Here is a 5,285-nt window from a genome sequence, read left to right on the forward strand (position 1 = left end):
GTCCGCGGCGGGCGGCCGGCGCCCCGGTCAGCGTCAACGCGGCGAGCCGGGTGGTGCCGTCGATGCTCGGCTGCCGGTCGATCCGAACGCCGGCGCCCCCGCGCGCCAGCAGGTACAGACCCACGCCGCCGTCACCACCGCCGGCACCGCCCGACAGGTCCGGCGCGCTCGACACGTCCGGTGCGGGCGACCCCTCCGGCGCGCTCGGTGCGTCCGGCTCGGTGGCCGCGACCACGATGACGTCGGCCACGTGGGCGTACTCGACGCCGGAGGCGGCGCCGTCGAGCCGGCCCGCGGCGTCGGCGCGCACGGCGATCCCGCCGCGACCGAGGCGCCTACCCGGACCGCGCAACGCCACCGTGGCAACGAGCTCGCCGGCGCCGAGCGGCCCGAGCACGGCCGCGGCCTGCTCCGGCGAGCCGTCCCGCCGGACGGCCGCGCCGGCGAGCATGGTCGCCGCCCACGGTCCGGGGACCACCCCGGCGCCGAACTCCCGCGCGATCACCTGAGCGTCGAGGAGGCCGAGATCAAGGCCGCCGTACTCCGGCGGCACGCACACCGACAGCCAGCCCTGCTCCCCGATCGCGCGCCACAGATCGGCGGGATGGCCATCGCCCCGTTCGTCGTCGACGACCGCCCGCACCGCCCGAAGGTCGAAGCGGTCGGCCAGGAAGCCACGGACGGACTCGGCGAGGGCGCGCTGCTCGTCGGTGAGGGCGAAGTACACGGGCGCGGTTCTCCTGAGGGCGGGGCGGGCGAGACGCGAGGGGCGAGCGAGACGCGAGGGGCGAGCGAGACGGCAGCCTACGACCCGCGGGGCAGGCCCAACACGCGTTCGGCGACGATCGTGCGCTGCACCTGCGACGATCCGCCCCAGATCGTGACCGAGCGGGTCCAGAAGCTCTCCTGGCGCAGCGCGGTCAGGTCGAGGTCCGCGGTCGGCCGCAGCAGGGCGACGTCGGCGCCGAGCAGTTCGTCGAACGTCTCGAACAGGCCCTGGTAGGCCTGCGACCACTGCAGCTTCGTCACCGACGACGACGCTCCCAGGTCGCGGCCCTGCTCGACCTGGGTGAGCACGTGCATGGCCTGGTAACGCAGGCACTCCAGTTCGACCCGGCGCCGGGCGAGCTCCTGGCGCAGCACCGGGTCACCGGCCCGCCCCAGCGCCCGCGCCACCCGCACGATCTCGTCGTAGGCCTGCAGATATGCGGTGTACTGGCTGATCCCGGCCGCGCCGCGCTCGAACGACAGCAGCAGCATCGCGGTCGCCCAGCCGTTGCCGATCCCGCCCAGGCACTGCGACGCCGGCACCCGCACGTCGGTGAGGAAGACCTCGCCGAACTCGCTGACCCCGCTCATCTGCCGGATCGGACGCACCTCGACCCCGGCGGCGTGCATGTCGATGAGCAGCAGCGACAGGCCGCGGTGCCGGCTGCTGCCGGGCTCCGTGCGGACCATCGTGAAGATCTGGTCACCGCGACCGGCGAACGTCGTCCACACCTTCTGGCCGTTGACGACGAACTCGTCGCCGTCGAGCTCTCCGTGGGTGCGCAGGGCGGCGAGGTCGGACCCGGCGCCCGGCTCCGAGAAGCCCTGGCACCAGATGACCTCGTTGCGCAGCATCGGCCCGATGATGTCGGCCTTCTGCTCCGCGGTGCCCACCGCCATGACGGTCGGGGCGAGGAAGACCAGGCCGAGGCTGTTCACGGAGCGGGGGGCGCGGGCGCGCACCAGCTCGGAGTCGTGGATCGCCCGCATCGCGGGGGTGCCGCCGCGCCCGCCGTACTCGACCGGCCAGTCGATCCCGGCGAACCCGGCGAGCGCCTTGCGCCGCTCCCAGTCCCGGCGCAGGTCGAACGCCTCGTCCTCGCCGACGGTGGCCCAGAAGCCGGGTTCGGTCCAGGCCGCGGGGATGTTCGCGGAAAGCCAGGCGCGCAGTTCGGCGCGGAACTCCTCCGCCTCCGCGGGGTAGGTCAGATCCACGTGGTGAAACCCATCTCGTCGGCGTCCTGCCCGCCACGGGAGCCGGACTCTCTCAGACCGTAGTACTCGACGTCAGACCGCAATACTCGACGACCCCGTCGTGCGCCGGCCGCCGACCCGGTGCCACCTTGCCGCCCCCCGCCGGATGCCCCCCGTTCACCCACGCACAGGCGCCGGTCACCGCCAGCCGGCACGATGGGGGATGCGGTCGCCGCGGTACCGCCCCGACCCACTCGCCCGAAACCGGGACCCGCCCGCCCGAAGGAGGACAGCCGCCCATGACGCCGACCAGGCCCGCAGCGCCGACCGCGGGCCTCGATCCCGCCCGCCGCACCGAGGCGCTGCGCCGGATGCGCACCGAGATGATGGACGTCGCCGTGATCGGGGGTGGGGTGACCGGCGCGGGAGTCGCGCTGGACGCCGCCACCCGCGGACTGTCGGTGGCCCTCGTCGAGGCCCGCGACCTCGCCGCCGGCACCTCCAGCCGCTCCAGCAAGCTGATCCACGGGGGGCTTCGCTACCTCGAGCAGCTCAACGCCCCGCTGGTCCGCGAGGCCCTGCGGGAACGATCCCTCATGCTGGACACCCTCGCCCCGCATCTCGTCCACAGCGTTCCGTTCCTGCTACCGCTGACCCACCACGGCTGGGAACGCGCCTACATCGGCAGCGGCGTGCTGCTGTACGACACCCTCGGCCAGGGCCTGGCCCGCATCGCACCGGGCGGCGACGGGACCATGCCCCATCACCGGCACCTCAGCCGCAAGGCGGCGTTGCGGGTCTTCCCGTCCCTGCGCTCCGACGCCCTCGTCGGCGCCATCCAGTACTGGGACGGCCAGGTCGACGACGCCCGGCACACCCTGTTCGTGGCGCGGACCGCGGTGCGCTACGGGGCGCTCGTCGCGACCAGCGCCCGGGTCACCGGCCTGCTCCGGGAGGGCGACCGGGTCGCCGGGGTCACGGTGGGCGACCTGGAGTCCGGCGACGAGATCGAGCTGCGCGCCCGGCAGACCATCAACGCCGCCGGGGTGTGGACCGACGAGATCCAGTCGATGGTGGGCGGCCGGGGGCGGCTGTCGGTCCGGGCGTCGAAGGGGGTGCACATCGTCGTCCCCCGCGACCGCATCCACGGGGAAACGGGGCTGATCCTGCGCACCGAGAAGAGCGTGCTGTTCGTCATCCCCTGGGGCGGTCACTGGATCATCGGTACCACCGACACGGACTGGAACCTCGACCTCGCCCACCCGGCGGCGAGCAGCGCCGACATCGACTACCTGCTCACCACGGTCAACCGGGTGCTGCGCACGCCGCTGACCGCGGACGACATCACCGGCGTGTACGCGGGCCTGCGGCCGCTGCTGGCCGGCGAGTCCGAGGACACCTCGCAGCTCTCCCGCGAACACGCCGTCGTCACCCCCGTGCCGGGCCTGACGATGGTCGCCGGCGGCAAGTACACGACCTACCGGGTGATGGCCGCCGACGCCGTCGACGCGGTGGTGGGCGGGCTGAACCGGGCGGTGCCCGCGTCGTGCACCGAGAAGATCCCGCTGCTCGGGGCCGACGGCTTCCCGGCCCTGTGGAACGCCCGGGAGAGCCTCGCCCGACGCGCCGGGCTGCACGTCGGGTGGATCGAACACCTGCTGCACCGCTACGGCACCCTCGCCGAGGAGGTGCTGGAGCTCGCCGGGTCCCGGGCGGAGCTCGCCCGACCGCTGGCCGGGGCGTCGACCTACCTGGCCGCCGAGGCCGTGTACGCGGTCACCCACGAGGGGGCGCTGCACCTGGAGGACGTGCTGACCCGGCGGACCCGCATCTCGATCGAGACCCCCGACCGCGGGGTGGAGGCGGCCCGCCACGTCGCCGAGCTCATCGCTCCCACGCTCGGCTGGGACGCCGCCGCCCGCGACCGCGAGGTTGAGCACTACCTGGCCCGCGTTCAGGCCGAACGGGCCTCACAGCGGCAGGCCGACGACGCCACCGCGGACGCGGCCCGGCTCGGCGCACCCGACGTGCGCCTGGGCCGGGCCGAACGCCGCACCCCCGCACCAACCGCCGGCTGACCATGTTGCCCGACCGGGTTGCTGACCGGGTTGCTGACCGGGTTGCTGAACAGGTTTTAGTAGGCCGGCGCGAGGAACGACGCCTGCATGGACACCATTCTTTGGATCATCGCGGCGATCTTCGTTATTGCGGGGGTGGTCACGATCGTTCGCGGGGGTCTCATCTACGGCATCGTGCTCATCGTCGTCGGCCTGCTCATCGGCCCGGGCGGTGTTTCGGTGTTCAGTTGAGCCGGTAGTTCGGCATTGCACGGGAGATTCCGGTCGGCCAAAAGGCGAAATTACAGGCCGTATTCCTCCAGCAGGCGGAGCCACACCTCGCTCACCGTCGGAAACGAGGGCACCGCGTGCCACAGCCGCTCGACCGGGACCGCGGCGACGATCGCGATCGTCGCCGCGTGGACCAGCTCCTGAGTGTCCGGGCCGGTGAACGTCGCGCCCACCAGGACCCGCCGGGACTCGTCGACGACGATCTTCGAGGTGCCGGTGATCCCGACGCCCCGCACCGACGCCCCGGCGACCCCGCCGGTCGCGACGCTGACCGCCCGGACCGTCAGGCCCGCCTCCCGCGCCGCCCGCTCGGTCAGCCCGACCGCGCTGACCTGGGGATCGGTGAAGGTCACCCGCGGGACGGCAAGGCTGTCCGCCACGTCGCGGGCGGGTTCGCCCGCGACGTGGCGGCGTCCGGTGATGACGTCGGCGACGATCCGAGCCTGGTACTTGCCCATGTGGGTGAGCAGGGCACGGCCGCAGACGTCGCCGACCGCGTAGAGCCAGCCGCCGTCCACCCCGACCGCCAGGAGCTGGTCGTCGACCTCGATGAACTTCCCGGGCGGCAGCCCGACGGCGGCCAACCCCAGGTCCCCGGTCGCCGGGGTGCGCCCGACCGCCACCAGGATCTCGTCCGCCTCGACGGTGTCGCCCCCGGAGTCCGGCCGCGCCGCGGCGGCTCGGGTGTCCGCGGCGGCTCGGGTGTCCGCGGCGGCGAGTGTCACGGTCACCGGCCCGCGGGACGTCGCGGAGTCGGTGCGGCTGCGACGTACCTCGACGGCTCGGGCGCCGAGGCGCACCGTGATGCCGTCCGCCTCGAACGCCGCGCGGACCTGCTCCCCGGCGAATTCCTCTTCCCGGGCGAGCAGCCGGGGCGAGCCCTCGACGAGCGTGACCTGCGCGCTGCCGAGCCGGCGGAACGCCTGGGCGAGTTCCGCGCCGACGGCGCCGCCGCCGAGCACCACGAGGCGACGC

General features: G+C 73.9%; 5 protein-coding genes. 2 read left to right on the forward strand and 3 right to left on the reverse strand.

Annotated features, from left to right (window positions below):
* Both ND748_RS24545 and ND748_RS24550 read right to left on the reverse strand, forming a co-directional pair.
* On the reverse strand, nucleotides 1-727 hold a 727-nt coding region (locus ND748_RS24545), incomplete at its 3' end, for an acyl-CoA dehydrogenase family protein (RefSeq protein WP_251748340.1).
* A 77-nt stretch (nucleotides 728-804) separates the two neighbouring features.
* The gene (locus tag ND748_RS24550) at nucleotides 805-1,983 is read right to left on the reverse strand and encodes an acyl-CoA dehydrogenase family protein (RefSeq protein ID WP_251748341.1); all 1,179 of its coding nucleotides are present in this window, start codon (nucleotides 1,981-1,983) and stop codon (nucleotides 805-807) included.
* A 278-nt stretch (nucleotides 1,984-2,261) separates the two neighbouring features.
* On the opposite strand from ND748_RS24550, the gene ND748_RS24555 reads away from it, so the two are divergent.
* Together ND748_RS24555 and ND748_RS24560 are read left to right on the forward strand one after the other, a co-directional pair.
* The gene (locus tag ND748_RS24555) at nucleotides 2,262-4,040 is read left to right on the forward strand and encodes a glycerol-3-phosphate dehydrogenase/oxidase (RefSeq protein WP_251748342.1); all 1,779 of its coding nucleotides are present in this window, start codon (nucleotides 2,262-2,264) and stop codon (nucleotides 4,038-4,040) included.
* A gap of 87 nt (nucleotides 4,041-4,127) precedes the next feature.
* Nucleotides 4,128-4,271, forward strand: a complete 144-nt coding sequence (locus tag ND748_RS24560; RefSeq protein WP_165699166.1) for a GPGG-motif small membrane protein — start codon at nucleotides 4,128-4,130, stop codon at nucleotides 4,269-4,271.
* A 50-nt stretch (nucleotides 4,272-4,321) separates the two neighbouring features.
* Here the strand turns inward: ND748_RS24560 and ND748_RS24565 are convergent.
* Nucleotides 4,322-5,285: FAD-dependent oxidoreductase (locus ND748_RS24565; protein WP_251748343.1), on the reverse strand; the 964-nt coding region annotated here is incomplete at its 5' end.

The sequence above is a fragment of the Frankia sp. AiPs1 genome (genome assembly GCF_023716945.1).
Taxonomy (GTDB): Bacteria; Actinomycetota; Actinomycetes; order Frankiales; family Frankiaceae; genus Frankia.